At 34.3% G+C, this 20876-nt stretch carries 32 protein-coding genes; 20 read left to right on the top strand and 12 right to left on the bottom strand.

Annotation, left to right across the window (positions count from 1 at the left end; genetic code table 11):
• Nucleotides 1-84: 84 nt before the first annotated feature.
• Complete coding sequence (locus ACX119_RS06185; protein ID WP_459350427.1) at nt 85-1284, top strand: Kazal-type serine protease inhibitor family protein; 1200 nt, start codon at nt 85-87, stop codon at nt 1282-1284.
• On the opposite strand, the gene ACX119_RS06180 is transcribed toward ACX119_RS06185, so the two are convergent.
• Nucleotides 1285-1422, bottom strand: coding sequence for a hypothetical protein (locus tag ACX119_RS06180; RefSeq protein ID WP_459350426.1), 138 nt, complete (start codon nt 1420-1422; stop codon nt 1285-1287). It lies immediately after the preceding gene.
• 128 nt (nt 1423-1550) lie between these two features.
• Between ACX119_RS06180 and ACX119_RS06175 the strand changes: the two genes are divergently transcribed.
• The 5 genes from ACX119_RS06175 (at nt 1551) to ACX119_RS06155 (ending at nt 3363) form a co-directional block, all read left to right on the top strand.
• Nucleotides 1551-1736, top strand: coding sequence for a hypothetical protein (locus ACX119_RS06175; RefSeq protein WP_459350425.1), 186 nt, complete (start codon nt 1551-1553; stop codon nt 1734-1736).
• 52 nt (nt 1737-1788) lie between these two features.
• Nucleotides 1789-2433, top strand: a complete 645-nt coding sequence (locus tag ACX119_RS06170) for a nitroreductase family protein (protein ID WP_459350424.1) — start codon at nt 1789-1791, stop codon at nt 2431-2433.
• Between the two features lie 52 nt (nt 2434-2485).
• Complete coding sequence (locus ACX119_RS06165) at nt 2486-2719, top strand: Lrp/AsnC ligand binding domain-containing protein (RefSeq protein ID WP_459350423.1); 234 nt, start codon at nt 2486-2488, stop codon at nt 2717-2719.
• 21 nt (nt 2720-2740) lie between these two features.
• The gene (locus ACX119_RS06160) at nt 2741-2917 is read left to right on the top strand and encodes a hypothetical protein (RefSeq protein WP_459350422.1); all 177 of its coding nucleotides are present in this window, start codon (nt 2741-2743) and stop codon (nt 2915-2917) included.
• A 65-nt stretch (nt 2918-2982) separates the two neighbouring features.
• Complete coding sequence (locus ACX119_RS06155) at nt 2983-3363, top strand: hypothetical protein (protein ID WP_459350421.1); 381 nt, start codon at nt 2983-2985, stop codon at nt 3361-3363.
• Here ACX119_RS06155 and ACX119_RS06150 read toward each other — a convergent pair.
• The 4 genes from ACX119_RS06150 to ACX119_RS06135 form a co-directional block, all read right to left on the bottom strand.
• Complete coding sequence (locus tag ACX119_RS06150) at nt 3360-3647, bottom strand: hypothetical protein (RefSeq protein ID WP_459350420.1); 288 nt, start codon at nt 3645-3647, stop codon at nt 3360-3362. The genes ACX119_RS06155 and ACX119_RS06150 overlap by 4 nt on opposite strands.
• Entirely contained in the window at nt 3644-3865 is a 222-nt protein-coding gene (locus ACX119_RS06145) for a hypothetical protein (protein ID WP_459350419.1), read from the bottom strand. Before ACX119_RS06145 ends, ACX119_RS06150 begins: the two co-directional genes overlap by 4 nt.
• Before the next feature lie 289 nt (nt 3866-4154).
• Complete coding sequence (locus tag ACX119_RS06140) at nt 4155-4490, bottom strand: hypothetical protein (protein WP_459352004.1); 336 nt, start codon at nt 4488-4490, stop codon at nt 4155-4157.
• A gap of 62 nt (nt 4491-4552) precedes the next feature.
• Nucleotides 4553-5014: an SRPBCC family protein gene (locus tag ACX119_RS06135; RefSeq protein ID WP_459350418.1), complete on the bottom strand. Its 462-nt coding sequence runs from the start codon at nt 5012-5014 to the stop codon at nt 4553-4555.
• Between the two features lie 78 nt (nt 5015-5092).
• Here ACX119_RS06135 and ACX119_RS06130 point away from each other — a divergent pair, with 78 nt between their 5' ends.
• The 4 genes from ACX119_RS06130 to ACX119_RS06115 all read left to right on the top strand — a co-directional run bounded on the left by ACX119_RS06130 (nt 5093) and on the right by ACX119_RS06115 (nt 7530).
• On the top strand, nt 5093-6373 hold the full coding sequence (locus ACX119_RS06130; protein WP_459350417.1) for a coiled-coil domain-containing protein: 1281 nt from the start codon (nt 5093-5095) through the stop codon (nt 6371-6373).
• A gap of 31 nt (nt 6374-6404) precedes the next feature.
• Nucleotides 6405-6803 carry a Mov34/MPN/PAD-1 family protein gene (locus ACX119_RS06125; protein WP_459350416.1) on the top strand — a complete coding sequence of 133 codons (399 nt, stop codon included), beginning with the start codon at nt 6405-6407 and terminating at the stop codon, nt 6801-6803.
• A 222-nt stretch (nt 6804-7025) separates the two neighbouring features.
• On the top strand, nt 7026-7202 hold the full coding sequence (locus ACX119_RS06120) for a hypothetical protein (protein WP_459350415.1): 177 nt from the start codon (nt 7026-7028) through the stop codon (nt 7200-7202).
• A 10-nt stretch (nt 7203-7212) separates the two neighbouring features.
• Nucleotides 7213-7530 (top strand): hypothetical protein, encoded by a 318-nt coding sequence (locus ACX119_RS06115; protein WP_459350414.1) that lies wholly within the window; start codon nt 7213-7215, stop codon nt 7528-7530.
• A 2-nt stretch (nt 7531-7532) separates the two neighbouring features.
• On the opposite strand, the gene ACX119_RS06110 is transcribed toward ACX119_RS06115, so the two are convergent.
• Both ACX119_RS06110 and ACX119_RS06105 read right to left on the bottom strand, forming a co-directional pair.
• Nucleotides 7533-8900, bottom strand: coding sequence for an ABC transporter permease (locus ACX119_RS06110; protein WP_459350413.1), 1368 nt, complete (start codon nt 8898-8900; stop codon nt 7533-7535).
• Entirely contained in the window at nt 8897-9946 is a 1050-nt protein-coding gene (locus ACX119_RS06105) for an ABC transporter permease (protein WP_459352003.1), read from the bottom strand. Before ACX119_RS06105 ends, ACX119_RS06110 begins: the two co-directional genes overlap by 4 nt.
• Before the next feature lie 129 nt (nt 9947-10075).
• Here ACX119_RS06105 and ACX119_RS06100 point away from each other — a divergent pair, with 129 nt between their 5' ends.
• From ACX119_RS06100 to ACX119_RS06090, 3 genes are all read left to right on the top strand, one after another.
• The gene (locus ACX119_RS06100) at nt 10076-10429 is read left to right on the top strand and encodes a CxxC-x17-CxxC domain-containing protein (protein ID WP_459350412.1); all 354 of its coding nucleotides are present in this window, start codon (nt 10076-10078) and stop codon (nt 10427-10429) included.
• A gap of 237 nt (nt 10430-10666) precedes the next feature.
• Complete coding sequence (locus ACX119_RS06095; RefSeq protein ID WP_459350411.1) at nt 10667-10960, top strand: hypothetical protein; 294 nt, start codon at nt 10667-10669, stop codon at nt 10958-10960.
• A gap of 18 nt (nt 10961-10978) precedes the next feature.
• Nucleotides 10979-11221 carry a hypothetical protein gene (locus ACX119_RS06090; RefSeq protein WP_459350410.1) on the top strand — a complete coding sequence of 81 codons (243 nt, stop codon included), beginning with the start codon at nt 10979-10981 and terminating at the stop codon, nt 11219-11221.
• A gap of 2 nt (nt 11222-11223) precedes the next feature.
• Here ACX119_RS06090 and ACX119_RS06085 read toward each other — a convergent pair whose 3' ends face one another.
• Nucleotides 11224-11592, bottom strand: a complete 369-nt coding sequence (locus tag ACX119_RS06085; RefSeq protein ID WP_459350409.1) for an arsenate reductase family protein — start codon at nt 11590-11592, stop codon at nt 11224-11226.
• A gap of 132 nt (nt 11593-11724) precedes the next feature.
• Between ACX119_RS06085 and ACX119_RS06080 the strand changes: the two genes are divergently transcribed.
• The 5 genes from ACX119_RS06080 (at nt 11725) to ACX119_RS06060 (ending at nt 15186) form a co-directional block, all read left to right on the top strand.
• Nucleotides 11725-13047, top strand: a complete 1323-nt coding sequence (locus tag ACX119_RS06080; protein WP_459350408.1) for a hypothetical protein — start codon at nt 11725-11727, stop codon at nt 13045-13047.
• A 153-nt stretch (nt 13048-13200) separates the two neighbouring features.
• On the top strand, nt 13201-14064 hold the full coding sequence (locus ACX119_RS06075) for a transcription initiation factor IIB (RefSeq protein WP_459352002.1): 864 nt from the start codon (nt 13201-13203) through the stop codon (nt 14062-14064).
• A gap of 17 nt (nt 14065-14081) precedes the next feature.
• Nucleotides 14082-14642 carry a TATA-box-binding protein gene (locus ACX119_RS06070; RefSeq protein WP_459350407.1) on the top strand — a complete coding sequence of 187 codons (561 nt, stop codon included), beginning with the start codon at nt 14082-14084 and terminating at the stop codon, nt 14640-14642.
• A gap of 82 nt (nt 14643-14724) precedes the next feature.
• Entirely contained in the window at nt 14725-14880 is a 156-nt protein-coding gene (locus ACX119_RS06065; RefSeq protein WP_459350406.1) for a hypothetical protein, read from the top strand.
• 120 nt (nt 14881-15000) lie between these two features.
• A complete protein-coding gene (locus ACX119_RS06060) occupies nt 15001-15186 on the top strand; it encodes a hypothetical protein (RefSeq protein WP_459350405.1) in 186 nt (61 codons plus the stop codon).
• A 69-nt stretch (nt 15187-15255) separates the two neighbouring features.
• Here ACX119_RS06060 and ACX119_RS06055 read toward each other — a convergent pair whose 3' ends face one another.
• Nucleotides 15256-15423: a hypothetical protein gene (locus ACX119_RS06055; RefSeq protein WP_297592075.1), complete on the bottom strand. Its 168-nt coding sequence runs from the start codon at nt 15421-15423 to the stop codon at nt 15256-15258.
• Between the two features lie 54 nt (nt 15424-15477).
• Nucleotides 15478-16455, bottom strand: a complete 978-nt coding sequence (locus ACX119_RS06050; protein ID WP_459350404.1) for a carboxypeptidase-like regulatory domain-containing protein — start codon at nt 16453-16455, stop codon at nt 15478-15480.
• 93 nt (nt 16456-16548) lie between these two features.
• On the opposite strand from ACX119_RS06050, the gene ACX119_RS06045 reads away from it, so the two are divergent.
• A complete protein-coding gene (locus ACX119_RS06045; RefSeq protein WP_459350403.1) occupies nt 16549-17208 on the top strand; it encodes a hypothetical protein in 660 nt (219 codons plus the stop codon).
• A gap of 192 nt (nt 17209-17400) precedes the next feature.
• On the opposite strand, the gene ACX119_RS06040 is transcribed toward ACX119_RS06045, so the two are convergent.
• The gene (locus ACX119_RS06040) at nt 17401-18081 is read right to left on the bottom strand and encodes a PAC2 family protein (RefSeq protein WP_459350402.1); all 681 of its coding nucleotides are present in this window, start codon (nt 18079-18081) and stop codon (nt 17401-17403) included.
• A gap of 445 nt (nt 18082-18526) precedes the next feature.
• Between ACX119_RS06040 and ACX119_RS06035 the strand changes: the two genes are divergently transcribed.
• Nucleotides 18527-20251, top strand: a complete 1725-nt coding sequence (locus ACX119_RS06035) for a DEAD/DEAH box helicase (protein WP_459350401.1) — start codon at nt 18527-18529, stop codon at nt 20249-20251.
• Here the strand turns inward: ACX119_RS06035 and ACX119_RS06030 are convergent, their stop codons facing one another.
• Nucleotides 20252-20866 (bottom strand): hypothetical protein, encoded by a 615-nt coding sequence (locus tag ACX119_RS06030; RefSeq protein ID WP_459350400.1) that lies wholly within the window; start codon nt 20864-20866, stop codon nt 20252-20254.
• Between the last annotated feature and the right edge of the window lie 10 nt (nt 20867-20876).

Genomic DNA, 20876 nt, shown 5'->3' with positions numbered 1-20876 from the left:
ACTCATATGCTGAATCTCAAATTTATTTACAAGTATGATGACTAGTATTTTATGAATAAAATACTCTATGTGGTTTTTGTCGCATTGAGTTTTGTTTCTTTAAATTTTCTAATGGTTGATGCCCAAGAATGGACTGATAGTAATATCCATGATCCTGGAGTTGCCAGCAAAGCAATTCCTGATTGGATTGATAATAGTTTTAGATGGTATGCTGATGGCTTAATTTCTCAGCAAGAACTTTTGACTTCTTTTAATTGGATGCTAGATAATAATTTCATGCATCTATCTGACAAAGCAGCAAAAGAAGTAAACGATTTACGAACTGAAAATGTAAAACTTCGAGAACAACTCTCTGGTTTAGGACACGAAATGGGTCGTAGTCTTGGAACTCCTGATAGTAAAACCAATCACGATGAAATTATGGTACTACTTAGACCTGCTCCCGGTGTTTACACATTACACGATGAAATTATGGTACTATTTAGACCTGCACCTGGTTATGAAATATCTTTTGATGATGAAGTTGTAATTTTTCTAAAATCTGAGTCAAAGAAAGGTTATGATTACTATCGAGGTGCTGCAAATACTGGAAATGAACATGGTGAATTCTGGTTTGAAGGTTTGAAACCTGGAACTTATGATGGTGAATTTTGGTTTGAAGAACTTATTCCAGGCCATTCTCAAAATAACCAACAACAAGACTGTTCAATACAATGCCTAGTTTATGATCCTGTTTGTGGTGTTGATGGAATTACATATGGATGTGGATTTGAGGATGCAGCATGCCATGGAGTTGATGTTGATTATGCTGGTGAATGCAAAATTGACTCACAAGCTTGTCCAAAAAACTACTCTCCTGTCTGCGGAGTTGATGGTAATACTTACAGCAATGCCTGCTATGCAAAAGCAGAAAATGTAGATGTTGATTATGCTGGTGAATGCAAAATTGACTCACAAGCTTGTCCAAAAAACTACTCTCCTGTCTGTGGAGTTGATGGTAATACTTACAGCAATACCTGCTATGCAAAAGCAGCAAATGTGGATGTAGATTATGGTGGAGAGTGCAAAAACACATGTGAATCAAATGATCAATGTGATAATGAACTTGTTTGCAGAGATGGAATGTGTCAACCTGCCTGCTCAATACAATGCCTAGTTTATGATCCTGTATGTGGCATTGATGGAATTACCTATGGATGTGGATTTGAGGATGCAGCATGTCATGGGGTGGATGTAGATTATGCTGGTGAATGCAGAGATACATCAACACGTGCTGGTCAATGACTAGTCTTTTTGCTCATCTTTGATGTTTTGTTTTAATTCTTCGTAAGATTCAACATATTCTTTTTTCATGAGGTTTTCGGGCTTTGTCTTGTTATTTTTGTTAATCTGCTGTACTTGCTTATTTTGTTTTTTGGTCATGTTATAGTTTACACATAACTCACTAATATTGAAAACAAATTGGGTATGGCATGCCTCAAAATTCAAGTTTTTGGAGCATAAATGGATTTTCTAAAAATATTTAAAATCACATCTCAATCAATGCAATCATGACTAATGAAACTAGTTCAAAAATTGAAAAATCTGGAATCTCAAATGCTGAATTAATTTCACATTTCAGGGAAAAATGCAAGATTTGCGGACATCACAGAATCATGCATGATGATACTGGAAAATGTGAAGGAGTAATGAACAAACCATGCACTAGTGGTTGTGATTCATTTGAACCGGAATAAAAAATTCAAAAAATTCTTCAATCTTTATTAGATGATCTTTCCCATATGATTTATGGCTTCAGAAAAAGAAGAAAAGATTTACCCCTTAGGTTATGAACCCAAAGTTACTCCTGAAAAAACTGATCCCAACGTTCGAAATCAATTACTTGACTTTATCTTAAAGTCTGGACCAACTGAAGTTGTAGACACAGACCTGTTTGCAGTAATGGCAAAGAGACGTTCTACTAGAAAGTTCTTAGATAAACCTGTGGAGACTACAAAGGTCGATAAAATAATTGCAGCAGCTGATACTGCACCTACTGCAGGAAATTATCAAGGGTTTGAAATTTTTTATGTTAAAAGTCCTGAGAAGAAAAAACTTCTAGTTGAGGCTTGCAATAATCAACCATATGTTAATGCACCTGTTGTCTTGGTTTTTTGTAAAAATCCCTCTAGGGTCAAATTTGATTTTCCTGATTATGTTTTAAAAAAATTTGCAATACAAGATGCAACTCTTGCTGCTGGTTATTCTCAATTAGCAGCACAAGCATTAGGGTTGAGCTCAATTTGGATTGGAATGTTTGATGAGAAAAAGGTAATGGATGTTTTAGGGACCGACCTTATACCATCATCTGTATTATGCATTGGATATCCAAAGCAAACCAAATTCCCAAAACCAAGAAGAAATCTCAAAGACTTGGTACATGTTTCTTGGTAAGCTTTACCTAAAATTATTGATCTTTAAATAATAAAGAATCTCTGCTTATTTTATGACTGATGCTTATATAATGTTAAACTGTGAACTAGGAGCTGAAGCAGAAATTATTGAGAAACTAAAAGATCTTGAACAAGTCAAAGATGTCTTTGAAACTATTGGGACTCATGACATGTTGGTAAAATTGCAGGCAGAAAATTTCGAGAAGATTAGAGAGATTGTTTCTTGGAATATCCAAAAACTAGACAAGGTACGATCAACTTCAACCCTAATAAAAAAAGATAATTAAGATTAGAGACTAATTATTCTAATGCCAGATGAGCAAAATGAGATTGAGAAACTCATTGATAATATGATTACAAGTGGAGATGAACTTGTTGCCAATCTCAAAACTGTCTTACCTAATTCCTTAGCTGAATCGATGGTAATGTTCCATGAATCAAATGTTACAAATCTTAAGAAAATAAAGGAATTTCTGAATAAATAATTACAAAGAATTCATTCCTATCAATGATACTATATCTTTTTTAATCATTATCTGCAATTTGGTCTATGACTAGATCCAGGACCATTACTTTTACGGTAAATAAAAAGACAGGTGATGCCTTTGATGCAATACTAAATGTCCCACCAAAGATGATGCCTGATGCAAAAATTAACGAAGATGGATGGTGGTTTTTTACTGGACCTCATGGTAAATCTCAACTAAAATTCAATGAAGACAAATCTCGTGGTATTTTAGATCATCAATATATTGACGAAGAATCTTCCTGGGATGTTCCTATGAGAGTTGTTTCAAGTGGGGATTCCTCTGAAGTTACACTTACTTTGACAAAACCTGATAATTTGACTGATGAGCAATTTGATCAAAGAATGAGTGAACTAAGTGAGTTGATGAATAACATGAAAAAAATCATTGAAAATGATTTTTAATTTTTTGCTCTAAAACTATTAGAAATAAAACTGCCACAATTTTTTAAATTAATGTTTAATTTGCTTAAGTGGATAGAAAAAGACTGTGATACTTTTTCATGTCTTGATAGCATAAACAATGCAACAAACCCTTCAAAAAACATCATACTTCCTTCAATCACACTGATTTCAAAAATTCCTGTAACAAGTAGTGTGACTGAAATGATAATCACAAGTAATATTGCTGAATAATAAATAGCATATCTTTCTTTTTTTGGGTCATGCAATGATGAAAGGATTTTCATCTTAATGACTCCAAATCTGACATTCTTTTTTCATCTCGTTTATTTGCAGTGTATAGTATCAGAATCAAGCAAGCGCTAATTACGGCAATACTAATCCCAATCAAATGAATGCTATAATCACGCGTTTCAGGAAATATTACTGCTAAAAAGTGGAATTGAACACCAACTACAAAGATGATAACCCATGGAACCTTGTCTAATACTGTTTTTAATGACACCTCTCTATCTGATGCCTTTTTCTAGATAATGTTATGACTGTCTAAATAATTTCAGACATACTGAGTATGGCTATACTACAAATCAATCCTTAGGCTTAAATGTAAATTTTGTAATAATATACTAGAAAAAAAATGCCATATGAAGAAGTATATTTTCAAAGATTAGAAGAAGAGTTCTCTGAGGAAGAAAAACAAAACACTCAGAATGCCTCTTTAAAAAATCAAAGGACTAGGTAATAGATTATTTTCTACCTTCTCCTTTATTGTTAATTAAAAAATCACAATGACTCTAATCTTTTTCAGACTTGTCTGATTTTTCATTTTGAGATCCTCCGGGACCTACCATATCTTCAGGCCTTACCTTGTTATCCCAATCTCCTTTGGCACCTTTGATTAGTGAAATTATTCCAGAACCAATAAATCCGATAACTAGAGCAAAAAATAATGTTTGATCCATTATCTTAAATGAACAATTAATCTCAGCTGGTGGCCTGTCATCAAAATATTCATAGCATGTTCCAAACGCCTCTGATTCCAAAGTAGCTGCTTGATAATGGTGTCCCTGGGTTCCAAGAATGATAAATCCCACAAAAATTAATGCAATCCCAATAATGGTAAATCGCATATCGCTCATATTTTGAATCTCAATTTATCATATTTACACTTTAATCCAAACTTTCTATAGTGTTATTTTTCTAATGATGCTTTTAGATTCCCAAGTGATGCCACGTAAAATGAACCCAAATACTCAACAAATTCTGTAAACTGCTTTTTTGTCATTTTCTTGCTATTAAGATATGATTGCCAAGTAAGTTCAATGAGATTTTTTGATTTTACTTTCATTGAGATGGTAGCAACATATGCCCTCAGTGGCAGTCCTTCAGTTGCAATGTATGTGAAATATTCCCCATCTTTCCATGAAACCACATGCTCTTCAATCTTATTTCCATCTGCAAAAGTAATCAGTCTAACTGCACCAATACCCTTTCTCTTCTTTGAGAGATAGACTGTCTTTTTTACATCAATTAGCCATGTTGGCAATCCAATTAGGTTGCTGACTTTTCTCCATACTTTCTCTTTTGATGCTTTGATTTTGATTGTTTTTTTAACTACACCTGTATGAAATGATTTCTTTACTATTTTTCCCATTCATTTCCCTCTCTTTGGTGGGATTTTAAATTTTATTCTGTACAACCATTTTTAATCCCCCAAAAATAATATTATCAAATGGTCTTTGGATGGGGTAAAAAGAAGAAAGAAGAACAACCAGCTGAGGAATTCATTCAAAATAAAGAGATAAAATTATCTGATGTGCGCAAAGTAGTCACTGATCTTCTTGAGCTGAGAACCTCACAAGCTGTTTCTGAAGTTAAACATTTGAGAAATACTACTGCCCCGCTAGTTGATGAATTAATTAAAATTGGAAATCACTTGGAAAAGGATAGCCTTAATGTTGATGATATAGATAAACATCTTGCAATTATTGTAGTTCGTGGAAAAAAACAGGTTATTGATATTATAAAAAAAGGCGTAACGCCATTACCTAAAGTTTCATCAATTGATGATGCTGCAAAATTAAATGAATCATTAAATCACATTCTAAAAAAAATTGGTGATGTACTTGGAAGACAAACTAGAGTTATTCACATATTTGCAAAAAAATATGCGACCCAACTAAAGGAAAATCTTGAAGTAATGAATACCAACCATGCAGAAATTCGTAAAATACTTCAAAACCTTGAAACTTCTAAAAAGTCATCTGAGTATATTCTCAGCACTGTAGATGAGATTGCATCTCTTAAAGAAATGAAAATTGAGACAGCTCAAAAAATCTCTGATACAAATGACAACATAGAATCCTTACAAGAAAAATCTATCTCTCTACTGGATTCAATCGAGGAGATAAAATCATCTAAAGGCTATCAAAACTATATTAAATTAAAAAAGACCTTAGATGATTTTCAATCACAAAAATCACAAATAAAAAATGATATTGACGCTCAATTCACTAAAATTTCTAGACCATTAAGCAGATACGAGTATGCATCATCGCTAGAAAAAGATCAAAAAATAATCCTAACAAAACTTGTCAATAACCCAATTGATGTTTTAAATTCCGATAACAAAGATTCTGTAATTGTTATCCTTGAAAACATACGAAAAGCAATAACATCTGGTTCCATCTCTGTTAAAGATGTAGATAAGACTATGTCTAATCTTACTGAAACTGAGATGGCATTAGATGACTTTGTCAATAGAGTCTCAGACTATCAAGAAAAATATGACAAAATACTAAAGGACATGAAATCTCTAAAGCCTTCAAAATTGGATTCATTGGAATCGGAATTAACTAAAACATCCTCTTTCCGAGAGGACTATCTTCAAAAGTCCAAAACATTACAAAGTGAAATTGATGAAATTGATTCAAAGATTCCAAAACTTTTCAAAGAAATAGAATCAAAACTCAGAGCGTATTCGAATACAAAATATACCTTATTATCGTCTTGAGATTAATTTAGTATGTAGATAGGGTGGTTCTGTGATTTTTAAAACAAAAAAATTTGAACGTAAAGTATTGATGCAAAAAGATGTCCTTGATAGTATTCTCTCTTATTGCCAAATGAAGCATCCAAATGAAGGAATCTTGATTCTTAAAGGCAAATCAAAAAATGGTGAAATTAAGATTGATGGACTTGTAATTCCTCCCTTTAATTATTCAGGTCCTACATTTGCTGGTTTTCCACAATCATTTTTGCCATTTGATTTGAGCTACGTTGGAAGTGTTCACTCGCATCCTAGCGGCTCAGCTGAGCCATCTGTAACTGATCTTCACAATTTTTTTGGCCTGGTATCCATAATTGTAAAGTCACCTTATGATGAAAACTCTATTTTTGCATGGGATAGTAATGGAAACGCAGTTTCATTGTCAATTCAATAAATTAATTATTTCTAGGGTAAAAATGAAAAAAGCTGACAAAACTTTATAACCTTTTTTGGGGCTACTTTCATTGAATTGTTTAGTTACAAGTCATATCTGATATTCTTGTTTGCCTCGCTTGCCATTAGTATTGGCTTGCAAATGGTTCTTCCATTCCCATATGGATTGGGCGCAGCCCTGGCAATCTTCATTGCATTCCCGCTATTGCTACGAAGACGATACATGAGTCGTATGAGAGGATATGGTGGAGAATCCGGAACTGGCGGTGGTGGATTCTTTGGAATGGGTTCATCAGGTGGCTCTTCAGGAGTAAAGTATGTCTGTCTTGTTTGCAATAACAAACACAAAGGCGGTTCTTGTCCTCGCTGTGGCTCAAAGATGCAAAGAGCCGACTTTTAGTTGATGTAAAATGGCATTAGAAGAACTAAGAAAGAAAGTACTTTATCAAAATTCAATTGAGATCTGGATTGGGATTAGCAAGGAGAAAAACATAGACTGGGTAGATACTGAAAATTATAAAAAATTCATTGCATTTCTTTTAAAAAATGAATTAAACATGAAAAAAATGAATATTTGCTTTGATGAATCTGACAAAGCATCTGAAGGCGGTCACAGCAAAAAAGTATTTGCAAACAAATTGGCTGCAATCAATGACGAATACTCGTCATGCTATTCAATAAAATTAAACGACAAAGCAATAGAACTCATTCGCAAATTTGAACTCTAGATTTATCGCTTTAATTTTGGATTAACAATTGCATCCAGAGCATTTCCAATAAAAACAAAAGCCAATCCCGTAATTGCAATCATCACTCCGGGTGGCATTATCCACCACCATAATCCTCTTGAGGCCGCACCAAATGTATTTGCATCATGAAGAATTTGACCCCATGTTGGAAATGATGGATCTCCTAATCCTAGAAAACTAAGACCTGCCTCTGTTGTGATTGCAGCCGGTACTGATATTGCAATACTTGCAAATGCATATGGGAGTAATTGTGGCAAAATATGTTTGAATATGATTTTTGATTTACTCTGTCCCATCATTGTAGCTGCATCCACATAACCACGAGTTTTGATTTGAAGTGACATACTTCTTGCAACTTTTGCAATGCCGACCCATCCAAAAATCATCAAAAATCCTACCATTACAAAAATACTGTTACTAATTGTTACTGAGAGAATTATGAGAAATGGCAATGCCGGAAGTGCGTATATTACATCATTGAATCTCATCATGACCTCATCAGTCTTTTTACCCTTGTAGCCTGCGTAGACTCCGTAGAGCAATCCTGCAATCACTGAGGCAATTGATACTACTAATCCGATGAATAATGCAAGCGGGGTTCCCCAAAGAAGCCCAACTGCCAAATCTCGTCTTAACTCATCTGTTCCCATAACTCCAAATGCCTTTCCTCCGATGATGAGCTTTGATTCTGTAATCTGGTTGTCTTGGTGCACTCCATAGAGATTAATCAAAAAAATGTAATCTCCTTTCAGTGGGGCATTTGATATAGTCTGAGAAAAAATAATGTCTTCCACAGATAATCTGGATAAATCATGATTGAAATATTCAGATTGCAATGAAAGCCTCTTCTTTATTGCCTCATCAGTAGAAAAAATCCTTTCACTGTGAATAGTTTTTGAATCTGAATATGGAAGTGAAAGGGATGAAATGTCTAACTTTATCCCGTCTGGTCTAATCACTGATATTTGGAGCAGTGGTGATCCAGAATATTCTGCAGAATACTGGTAAATGAAATCATTTGGAAAGTCATCATAGATGTAATTGAATCCAAATTGATGTGATTCAAGATAAATTTCCCCCTCTGATATTCTTTGAACAATTGGGTCCTCGATAATTTTGTGCTCTGGAATTTTTTCTGCTAAAAACAAATTAACCCAAATTGGTATTGCAACCTTTGGATAAGAAATCCAATTTCCTGGATTGTTCCACTCTTGAAATGTTTCAATTGGAATCAGAACCATTGCAAGAATTGAAATTGCAATTAATATTCCTAGAATTAAGATTCCTGCAATCCCTAAAGTACTCTTGAAAAATTCTCTCTTGATTTCTTCAGGTGTAATTCCACTCATTGACCTGTCCTCACTCTAGGATCAAAGTAGCCATAAAGCAAGTCTGCAATGAAGATACTTACCAGGAAAAATACTGTGAGAATGTATGTGGCCCCAATAATTACTGGCAAATCCATTACAGTTATTGCCTCAAAATAGAGCCTACCCATACCTGGCCAATCAAAAACTGCTTCTGTGATGATTGCACCGCCAAGTGAACCTGATAGACTCAACGCTAAAATTGTTACAATTGGAGGTGCGGCATTTTTTAGAGCATGTGTGTATATGATCCTTTTTTGATTGATACCAATAGTTTTTTTTGCAATGATGAAATCCTCTTGCATGATTCCTACCATGAAATTTCTTACAAGATAAGCCCATGAGCCAAAACCAATCATTACAATTGTAATTAATGGCAATGCCATATGGTACAGTAACGCTACAAAATATCCAGGATCCGATGATGGAATGTCCGGCGTTGCTCTTGCTGGAAATATTTGGTATGTAAAAGAGAAGAGAAAAATCATCAACATTCCAATCCACCACACAGGAAAACTTGAACTAATAATTGCAAAACTAGACGTTATTCTATCGACAACAGATCCAACTTTGCTACTTGAGAATGCCCCAAGAAAAATTCCTATTATTGAAATTATGATGGTTGCAGTTGTAAAAAGTAGAATTGTTCTTGGAAGTTTCTCAAATATTATGTCTTTGACATTTGATGATCCAGAATCGCTTGTAAGAAATGTTGCATGTCCAAAATCTAAGAGTAGTATTTTGTACATTGTAACTCCGACTCTTTGAGGCGAATACCACGGCTCATCTAACCCGAGCACCTCAATTCTTTGATCAATTTGACTCTGGATGAACTCTTCGAATTCATCTACTGATGAGAAACTCTCTGCAATGGCTGGGTTTTCAGTTACCTCTGCTCTTACCTGAAAAACAATTCCTTGTTTCAATATGGTATCCATATTTGATCCAACTAGGAGGATGGTGATCAGTAGCGTTATCATTAAAACTCCAAACATAGTTGCCATTCTGGTGGCAACATATCTCTTCAGGCCCAATAGAATCAAGTAAGAAAATTAGTTTATAATTTTTTGATATGGTTTGTGCTCAAAAATCACTGATTTTTGGAAATTCTATTTCCCACAGTTTAATTACAGCAGGCGTTCACTCAAGTCAGAAATATGTCATACGATAGAGAACGAGAAATGTTTACTGCAACCTGTGGTGACTGTGGAAATGAATGTCAAATACCATTCAAACCAAAAGACGACAGACCTGTATATTGCAGAGAATGTTTCCAAAATCACAAACCGGCCCCACGTAGTGGCGGCTCTAGATTTGGTGGAAGATCTGGCGGAAGATCAAACTATGGAGACAATAGACGTTCCAGATTTGGATCACGAGATGATAGACCAAGAGAGATGTTTGATGCAACCTGTGGTGACTGTGGAAATGAATGTCAAATACCATTCAAACCAAGAGAAGATAGACCTGTATATTGCAGAGAATGCTTCCAAAATCACAGACAAAGTTAGAACTTGTTTTGAGTAAATTCAAAACTTTTTCATTTTATTAAATTAGTTTAGAAAAAACTGAATTTTTTATTTAAACAAAGATGACGAGAGTGAAACGAATTCCAGGCTCTACTGTTGGCAGAAAAGCAAATCTCTCGTCACATAGTTAAGGTGATAATATAATTTAAGTATTTTATGAATATGTGAGGAATTTTATTAAAATTAAACTGTTTTAACAAAGTTTGGTTTTAAAAATACATGAGCAAAAAACCTGCTTTTGATCCAGACAAGCTCGTTCTGACAAAACCTGAAATTTTGGAATTCTGTGACAGGGTATTGAAAAAATGGAACAAAAACCCTACTAAAAATACAAATAACATTCTTGCAATGAATGCCGTCAAAACTAGTATCATATGGACTGATGATGATTCTCTAAAAGCAATTTGGGGTGAAATACTTTCATGGACATTTGAATTACTTTATGAGAATGCAATGGCCCAAGAGGGAGAAGAATGGGCAAATATTAGAAAAAAATTAAAGAATAAAAATTGATTTACATTTGATGAAATAATGAGTGCAAATACAATAAGAAAGGCAAAAAAGCTTGTAGAAAGTGGCGGGGTTGTAAAGATTGAAGATGATTTGTTTCAGATAAAATCCTCTTCGGATCCTACAAAATCCTACTTTGTGACTTCAGATACATGCGAATGCCCTGGATTCAAAAACTTTTACAAATTTCATCATGGAAAAGGCCTAAAGGCAAATTGTTCTCATTTAGAAGCTATTCGAATATTCAAAAAAGAAAATCCTTGAGATTACTTTATCATTTTTGAGTTAATCTTTCCAACCAATGCTTTGTCTTTTGTAACAATTATTGGACGCAATATCAGTCCTGGATGTTTTACCATTAGCTGAATAATTTGACTATCTGTTTTCTTGCTATTCTCCAAGTCTAACTCTTTGTACATTTTGTCTCTTTTTCTGATCATCTCAGAGGGTTTCTTTCCTGTCATTTTGATAATTTTTGTTAGTTCTGCTACCGTAAATGGATCTTTGAAGAAATCACGCTTTTCAACATCTGCATTCATTCGTTCCAATTCCGTAATGGATTTCTTGCATGTGATGCAACTTGTTTTGTGGTATGCAATTATTTTTGAATTTTTTTCTTGCTTGTTTTTACTCAATATGATTTATCTGACGTAGTTGTATATACATCAAATTTTGGCACTAGGAATTACTGATTAATTTTTGACTTTGAAACAAGAAAGATTAATCCTGCGTATCTCTATATTGGTGGCAATGAGATAAGTGATATCTTGGTCGATTCAAAAATTCCTGGGAGTGCAGAATTAGAAGATAAGATTTCTTATTTGTTAAAAAGAGAAGGACTGACTGATTCGCATTATTCTGAATTATTGTCTTTTAGTTTGAAGAAATTCAACAAACAAAATTTAGATGATCAATACTATGGATTTCATAATGTAAATCACGAGTTGATCGTCACCTATAACACACTTTTAGCATCTCGAGGAGAGGAATTTGAGTCAACTATCTTAACAGATGATTTTAAACATCTTTTTGCAGCTGCATTATTTCATGACTATGAGCCTGATAAAAAACAAGACAAGCCCCATGAAATTTTAGCCTCTAATTTTGTTACTACTGATGATTCTTTGCTAAAGATATTTGAAAAGTGTGGAATTGATTCTAATTTGGTTGCCATTTTAATTTTAAAAACCACATACCCATGGGAATCACAAAAAAATGAAATCATGAAAATAATCTCAAAATATTTTTCAGAATCTGTTTATGCAAATGATTCAACTAAACAAGAACACTATCTCTACTTGGGTTGGTTCTTATCCGTCACAGACAGAATCGGAGCATATGCCTATGGTGAATTTTTAGATTCACTTGCATTGGCAAAGAAGAATGCTCACTCTATGGGATGGAATCCAGAATATTTAGTAAAGCATGCAGTTGAATACTTTGAACAGTTGATGTTCGTTGAGAAAGATATGACAGACAAAGTTCTTCGTTCATTTCCAAAAGAAATGCGTGAGATATTTGTAAACAACGTGTTGTCTTTTTCCAAGCTTCGAGAAAAAGAGATTCAAGTGCGAGCTAGTGTTGTTTATGATAAAATTCCACTAGTGCCATATCATGAAAAAGAAAAGAATTTTGATTCTGAATCAAAGAAAAGATTGTTTGAGATATATGATGAAATTCCAGACACACTACAATTTAACAAAAACGCATTCTTTGAATCCATTGAAGATTCTAAAACAATTTTGGTTACATTGCGATTTGGTTCTGAAACTGGCAAGATTATTGGATTTGCAAAGGGTGGTCCACTTGAAAACTATTCTCTGATAAGAAATATTTCTGATGAAAATTATGGGAAACAAAATACCATATTTTTGGAGCCGTTGGCCCTTGAGATGGGATATTGGGGTCATGGCGGGGGACCAAATATGAGAAAACTCTTCAATGAAATTGCAAAGAACCAGGGGTACACCTATCTGACTAGCCTGCAATTGCGTGATGTCATCCAAAACAGAATAGACAGACATGAAAATATTGAATTTGTGCAAAAATTGAATCCTGAGAGGCTGGATTACTACCGTGTTACCCTGTAATAGGTACAAAATTAATGATTTTTCGGAATTTGCTCAAAATTTTACTAAATAAGCCAGTTCATATAGTGAATAAATTAACCAATATTGGTCTTATTTTTGGTCTTAGAAACAATCAATGCCGACTCAGTATGTCGCAGATGCGGAAAAAAAGGGATGCTCACAGATAATGACACTGGAGAGCGATTTTGTGGTCAATGCGGATATGTAATTACTGAAACCCTTCAAGATTCAGGACCTGAATGGAGATCATTTTCTAAAGAAGGAGGAGCTGATCCTACAAGAACAGGGGCTCCAACATCTCTTGCAATGCATGATAGAGGACTTGCTACAATAATTAATCCAATTAATCGCGATTCATCTGGTAAACCTCTAACATCCACAATGAAAAGTACCATTGAGAGATTAAGAACATGGGATAGCAGAAGTAAAGTAAATGCATCTGCTGATAAAAATTTGCGTCAAGCCCTCAATGAATTGGCAAGACTCAAAGACAAACTATCATTATCTGATTCTGTTATTGAAAAAGCAGCTTACATTTACAGAAAAGCATTAGAGAAAGGCCTTGTTAAGGGACGCTCAATTTCTGCATTGATTGCATCTGCACTTTATGCAGCTTGCAGAGATACTGAAACACCTAGAACACTAAAAGATGTTGCAGAAGCAGGTAACATAAAGAAAAAAGATATTGCAAGATGTTACAGATTATTACATAAAGAATTAGAATTAAAGATGCCAGTAGTTGATCCTACACAATGTGTTTCAAGAATTGCAAGTAAACTTGGAATCTCTGAGAAGACAAAGCGTTATGGAATTAAAGTTCTAAAAGAAGCACAGGAACATAAAGAATCAGCAGGAAAGGATCCAATGGGATTAGCTGCTGCTGCACTGTATCTATCATGTGTAAAAAATTGTGAAGACCGAACTCAACGCGACATTGCTGAAGCTGCAAATGTCACTGAAGTCACTATTAGAAATAGATACAAAGGTCTTAGACTAGATCAGGATATGGAATTATAGGTAGAAAATAATAAAAGATGACTCAAACTAAACCATTAATTTCAATTGTTAACGTTGTTGCCTCTGCTACAATAGACCAAAAACTGGACCTTGTAGATATAACAAAAAAATTCCCTGATGTTGAATACAATCCAGAACAATTTCCAGGAGCTGTCTTTAGACTTCGAAGTCCCAAGACTGCGACATTGCTTTTTAGCACTGGAAAGATGGTCTGCACAGGCGCAAAATCTCATGAATTAGCAGAATCTGCAGTAAACAAAGTAGTAGGGATTCTCAGAAAAGGCAAGGTCAAAATAAAAAACGAACCTGTCGTTACAATCCAAAACATAGTCTCTTCAATTAATTTGGGAGGCAGAGTCAATTTAGAGCAAGCAGCCCGAACTTTGCCTAGAAGTATGTATGAGCCAGAGCAATTCCCGGGACTAATTCACAGAATGCTTGATCCTAAAACTGTGATTCTAATTTTTGCATCAGGAAAACTTGTTTGTGTTGGTGCAAAACTTGAAAAAGAAATCCATCGCTCTGTTCATCAAATTCATAGTCTGCTTGAAGAAAAGAACCTGATGGTTTATGACTAATTCTGCAATTACTCTCATTTAAAATAATTATTGTAATGTTAATTTAGAATCTTTAATACGTTCATTGGGACTCTTTATTGTAATGATTCACAAAATTCGTTATTTTGAAACAAAGCAATTATCGCAAGGCGTTTATTTGCAAGATGTTGTAAATGATTTTCTTGCTGAAAAGGGTGATAACATTATAGCAGTTCATCCTGTAATGGATAATACGATTATAGTTCATTACACCGAATAATTTTTTATTTTTTCTATTCTGATGAGAATTGAAATAGTTAATTTCTGAATCATTGTTTTTGAAAATTATGCCATATTGATAAACAATCATTGTATTATACTGGTAAACATCATTGAATGTATGGCAAATTATTTGGGTGATAAGAACAAAAAACAAGTTCATGATTTACTTAATGAAACTGATGACTGTTTGATGGATGAGATAATGATGGTTCATAAGAGATATTTTATTCCAGATACTTTTTCTCAGGCAAATTCTGAAGGATATCAAAACTGTATCTACTGTATTGTGGATTCAAAAGAATAATCCTTCTTCTTGATTTTGTTTATTCCTCTTTGTTAATTGGTGGAATATAGCAAAAAATAGAAAATGCTGCTATGCACAGCAGATGGATTTTTTAAAATCTTCAGAATTTCTTTCAAAACTGCATTCTTTACACACTTGCCAACTTCGTTTTTTTAGGATTGAAAATGCTGATTCGTAGCAAATTGAATACATTTTTCCGCCACAAGTTGGACATGGTAATGGAATATCTATTTTCATCAATTACATTGATGTAATTTTGAATATAAGGCCCGCGTAGAAATTATCAATCGTTCATTGGTTTTGTGGATTTGAATTTGTTTGATTTCCATCAGCAATTTCTTCTGCTTTTTCATTTAGTTTTTCCTGATTGAATTCTTCAAGAACTTCTTTTGGAATGCTAATCAGACTCAGATATACTGCTCTTGCCTCTTCATATGTTCCACCGTTTTCAAGAATATGATCCCTGACACTTTGTGCTTGCTCAAAATTATTTTTTGTAAAGTTTAACTGGCTTGCTATTAATTCACGTATCTCTGGATTAACACCATTGATGTAATCCTCATATTGGTATCCTGAATATACTCCAGGACGTGGATTGAACTCCTTAATTGCTTGATCACGAAGTGAATTTGAAATTTGGCGTTGTTGCTCGATGTAAACTTGGTCTGCAATTGGTTTTCTTGCCTCCTTTTGTTCTAAAATTAATTCATCCAGTAAACCATGATAATATTTGAATAATGTTTGACCGATTGGGTCTTTTGCAAAGTCATTTGCATCTGCACTCAGATACCTTACTGCTTGCTCCGTGTTTAATTTCTCTTGGAGTGCTGATATTTGTGAAATCTCTCCTTTAACTTGAATCTGTGTGCTTGTCAATCCCGTCATTCCATACCATGATGCTACTACGTTGACAGTGTATACTCCTGGTGTTCTCTGAAAGTCTTTGAACTCTGCTCTGAAAACCCCCCATGGGTCAGTAAATGTTTTAGTGGTGTCCGAACCTGTTCTGATAAGAACTTCTGCTCCTTGAATTCCTTTGTAAGAATGATCAACTACTTTGCCTGTAATCACTAATGATTCCCCTGAGTGGATGGTTGTTTTTTCTACGTTCATATCAATTACAAGCTCCCATAACTTTGCCTCAGAATTTGGAATAAATGATGAGAGAAGCATTACTGAGAATAAACCTATGATTATTGCCTTATTTTTGAGCACGACATGTATGCTAATTTTTGCAGTTAAGACAAGGGATGAATAAAATTTCGCCATTTTTCAATTTATTTTGAGCAATTTTTCTCCAAACTTTGAATAAAGTCATTCCCAGCTCATTCTTAAACCCCTAAAATTACCTTATCTTGAATTATGGATTTGGAAAAATTCCGAAATGATGTAAATAAGATGTGTGAAAATCTATCCAAAAATCTTCAACCAAAAGACGTCTCGAAATTAAACTATGTTCGCAACCAGCTAATTGAAATGTATCAAAAAAACTTGGTAAAAATCAACCACTCGATATTGGAATTGATTTGTGCATCCAATTTAATCTCCAGAGGATATGTTGTCGATGTTGAAAAAGATGTCTCTGAAATTCTTGTTTGTGATATATTTGCAAAAAAGGGTGGAGGAAACACAATAATTGAAATTGAAACTGGCTTTACTCCGCCAGAGCATGCAATGGATACTCTTGATTATTATGCTGCAAGAATAATGAGCAAGATTGCTAGATACAGTCAGCACTGCTCAAAGTTTTCGTTGGCAACTCCTGCTGTGGGAATATTGCCAATATCGAAGATCTTTTTGTTGCCCCCCAATGCAAGAAAGAAAGAAGACGTTGATAGAATCAAGAAATTATGTGATCGTTACTACAAGAACCCTCCAATAGAATACGATGATATACTAAATGCCCATCTTCATTCAATTTATCTGATAAATATAGACAAAGGATTTGCAAAAGAGTTAGATCCACAGGGTTATGTTGATTTGACAGATAATTTGCTTGGCAGAAGCGAAATAAACTATTGATTTGCCCCAAATTTAGAAAAAATTCAAATTCATCTACTGTTTATGTGAGATAAGATGATTTGTGCAGCTTGTGAGGGAAGAAAACATTACGAATGCATTGATTGCATGAATAATCATAAGGCACATCTTTGTTCATGTGATTGCCATGATGAAAATACAAAACCACATCCAATTGGAAAATCCCACTGATTACTAATTTTTGAACTTCCTTTCAATCTCTTGTGCCATGGCCTCAAGTTGGCTGGTATCTCCTAATTTTCTGTATGTCAGTTTTTCAAGAGTTTTGATAATGCTAATTGCTGCTCTATATTGTGGGATTTCGGGCTCATTTAGCTCCCCGTACATTCCTATTCCCTGAATGGAGTTCTTTTTTGCAAATCCCAATATCAGACCATTAAAGCCTGTTATGATTGATTTTTGTGGAGTGGTCTCAACATCTAATCCTTCCATCTGTTTGGTCAATTCCTTAGACGTTGTTGTGATGAATGTTTTTGGATTCTTGTCAAAAAATCTGTTTGTATGAAAACCACCTAGTGTGTAAATGAATTTTGCAGAATACTTTTTTGCAACATTGATTACATCCTGACATAATTCATTTAACTCACTAGTACTTTGGGGCTGGCCTTTTCCGCCACCAAAGACAATCAAGTCCTCTGTGAATTTGTATTCCCAACTTTCATTTGGAAGATCAATGTATCCTCCTCTGTCAACAACATATGTTGGAAATGGTGTGCTTGCAACTCTAAATGTTCTAGTCTTCAGAGAATCATTGATAAAATTTACAACAATGCTTCCGACATTTCCCATGTCTTGCATTGCAGCAATAATGATTGGTTTTTCCACATTTGGTTCTTCTTTTTGGTTAAAATCCACGTTTTCCTTGATATCTTATGAATTTTAAACATATATTGTGATTTGAGTATTTTTGATATCTAGAAAATTATAGAGTATCACTGTTCCTTCTTAGCATTTTATTTTTACAAATCTTGATTTTTTTAAAATTGTTTTAGAACTAAATCATTCTCTTAATGAGATCACAGTTGAAAAATAATTTATCAAAAAAGAATGAAATTGATCCCATGTTAAAATTTATTTTTTATTTTTTCTAAAAAATTCAAATTTCAAAGTCATATTTGGACCTGAACTCCAGTTTCTGTCATTGATTTTCCTTAAATTGAGCCTAGGTGCGAGATTGATATTTTTCCCTAAAGTTAACCTCTCCATCATATTTTAACTCTTGCAGATTTTTCTTTGATTATTTAATGATCGTCAAAAACATGAAGATTCATAAGGCAAAAAAACATTCTCTCGACAAATTATGGAAACATCCATGGAAAATATTGGAACTTTGGAATATGTTTTAGACAAATATTCCAAAATCTGGAGTTGGAAGATTACTGGTGAGCGTGCCGTAAGTATGATTTCCAGGCTGGTTCCTGAGGCATGGTATGGCGAAACTGCCAATGAGGTTATTGTTCCTGACAGCACTGAGAGTGTAAAGCAAATAAAACTAATTCTTGACCGCTATCCCCTTGAGATTCTATCAAAATCTGCATGGCAGAGAAAAATTATCAAAACATTTGCTCCAAAACCCACTTTGCCTCCAATCAAACACAAATTAAAAAAAGCAAAGGCCGGTGATCAATTTCGTGGCAAACTTCTAAACTTCCAAAAAGAAGGGTTGGATTTTTTGCTCAAATCCTCCGGAAATGCTTTACTTGCAGACGAGATGGGTTTGGGAAAAACTGTACAAACATTATCTTATGTGGCAACTGAAAAACAAACATTTCCTCTTCTTGTAGTTGCACCTCTTGTAACCCTGAATAACTGGGAAAGAGAGATTCAAAAATTTCTAAAGAAAAAAAGCAAGAATGGCAGAGTACTAGACTCTGAATCACCAAGTGTTACATTGATTAGAACCGGAAAATCAAAAGAACTTCCAAAGACTGACATTTACGTAATTAATTATGAATTACTTTACAAAAGACAAAACGATATTGCAAAACTTGGAATCAAAACCATTGTTTGTGATGAGGTACATAACCTGAGATCAAAGACTACTCAAAAGTACAAGTCTGTCAAAAAACTAGCTGCACTTCCATCTGTGTTATATAGAATTGGACTTTCTGGAACTCCAATCTACAATCGTGGTTCAGAAATTTGGCCTATTATTGATATTCTCAAACCCGGATTGCTTGGAAGCTTTAAGGAATTTTGTGAATACTTTTGCTATGTCAATGAAAAAGGCAAAGCAATTGTCTTGGAAAACAAACGTGATTCTCTAAGAAATGAATTACAAAAGCATGTGATGCTTCGAAGGAAAAAATCTGATGTACTAAAAGAGCTAAAAGATAAAGTTCGATACAAAGAGGTCATCGCATCTGATACTGATTACTATCTTGAAGAACTTGATAAAATCTGGAAGAAACTAGAAGAGGAACAAAAGGTAGCAGAGACTGAATTCTCAAAATCTGCATCATACCATAGGGCAATTCAGAGCGAACGACAGATTGCCGGAATTGCAAAACTGCCTCATGTGATTAATTTTGTAAAAAACATCATGGAAATTGAAGAAAGCGTTGTCGTATTTTGTCACCACAAAGTAATCCATAAACTACTCCATGAGAGTCTTCAGGAGTTCTCACCTGTCTCAATTATTGGTGGACAAACTGATACTTTCAGACAGGACCAGATTGACAAATTCCAAAAAGGCGAATCAAAACTTATGATTGCCGGGCTTCGTGCAGGAAATGTTGGTATCAATTTGACTCGTGCAAAGTATGTCATATTTGCAGAACTTGATTGGAGTCCTGCAATTCACCGACAAGCAGAAGACAGGTTGCACAGAATAGGACAGAAAAATACTGTCTTTGCATACTATTTGATTGGAAATGGAACCCTAGATGATCATGTTGCAAACATTCTAGTTGATAAGAGCTATGAGATTGATGCCATCATGGATGAGACTGCTGATAACTATGAAAACAAGAACAAGGCAGAGTTAATTCTTGCTCAAATTCAAGACAAAATTCGCTCAAAGTAATTAAATTTCTAGCTTTTCTTTTAACTTGTATAGTTTTTCTACCATGTTATCCTTTTTTGAGATCTCTAGATTGGAATCTTGAATCTCTTTGATTAGTTCGTCAATCAAACTAATTATCTCGATGCCTCCTTTGGATTCCTCGAAATTTATCTTATCAAAACCCAGAGTCTCTGTCTTGTCTATCTCCTCAATTCCTTCTGGTAGTATCTCAAAAATTTTTACCAGTTTTTCTTCTTGTCTTTGCGGTGACATTAGGATAAATTGATTCTTTCTTAATTTTTCAAGATCTTCTGTAATCTGCTCTTCTTTTATGTTCAGGATGTCAGTGATCTCAGCAATGCTGCATGATTTTATTTGAAGCAGTCTTAGGATTTTGGCCCAAATTGGAATGTTATTGCTCCAAAGAATCTCATTTGCTAGCTGAGTCATGGTAAAAGAGCCATCATCATTGAGTGAAATCATTTTTCTGTCTTTCAGTGATGCTAATGCATCAAGGATTCTTCCCACTCCTAGTCTCTTTAAATTGGAATTTTCTAGATTTTTTTCATTAAATGTTCCATTCTCTTTTTTTGCCAAGTGCAAAATTTCTAAATCAATTGTTCCTAACTTTCTCATGTTGTATGCT

This window comes from Nitrosopumilus sp. S4 (assembly GCF_054515835.1).
Note: the sequence above shows the minus strand (reverse complement) of the source record. Positions and strands in the feature narration are given on the sequence as shown.